General features: G+C 82.6%; 1 pseudogene. It reads left to right on the forward strand.

Annotation, left to right across the window (positions count from 1 at the left end):
* Nucleotides 1–478: pseudogene (locus ACFQH9_RS23635) on the forward strand (hypothetical protein); the annotation flags it as partial.

The raw sequence follows: 478 nt of genomic DNA on the forward strand, positions 1-478 counted from the left end.
CGGCCGCTGCCGTGCCCGGCGCCGAGCAGGCCGCCGAGGCCCCGGTGCCCGTGCCGCGCGGAACCGCGGCCGCTCCGGCCGCGTCCGCGTCGCCGGCGGATCGTGGTGCCGCCGAGGTGGAGGCCGAGGCGGCGGAGGACGAGACCCCGACACCGGAGCCCGAGCTGTCGACCCCCGCGGCCCGCGCCGCCCGGCTGACCCAGGCCGCCAAGGGCGCGCCGACGCCGTTCGCGCGGGCACGCGCGGAGCAGGGGAGTGGGTGGGAGCAGGAGACCCGCCACACCGACGCCCTCGCCCCCGCGGACGAGCGACCCAGCGCGGCCCAGCTCACCGCGCTCGGAGCGATCGGCCTCGGTGCCCTCGGTGCCGCCGCCCTGGGCCGCGATCGCCGCACGGCGGGGGGCGGAGCCACCGACGGGCACGACGCCGCCGGAACCGCCGCCGGAACCGCCGCCGGAACCGGGGGGCGGGGGGGGGC

This window comes from Pseudonocardia lutea (assembly GCF_042658055.1).
In the GTDB taxonomy this organism is placed as follows: Bacteria; Actinomycetota; Actinomycetes; order Mycobacteriales; family Pseudonocardiaceae; genus Pseudonocardia; species Pseudonocardia lutea.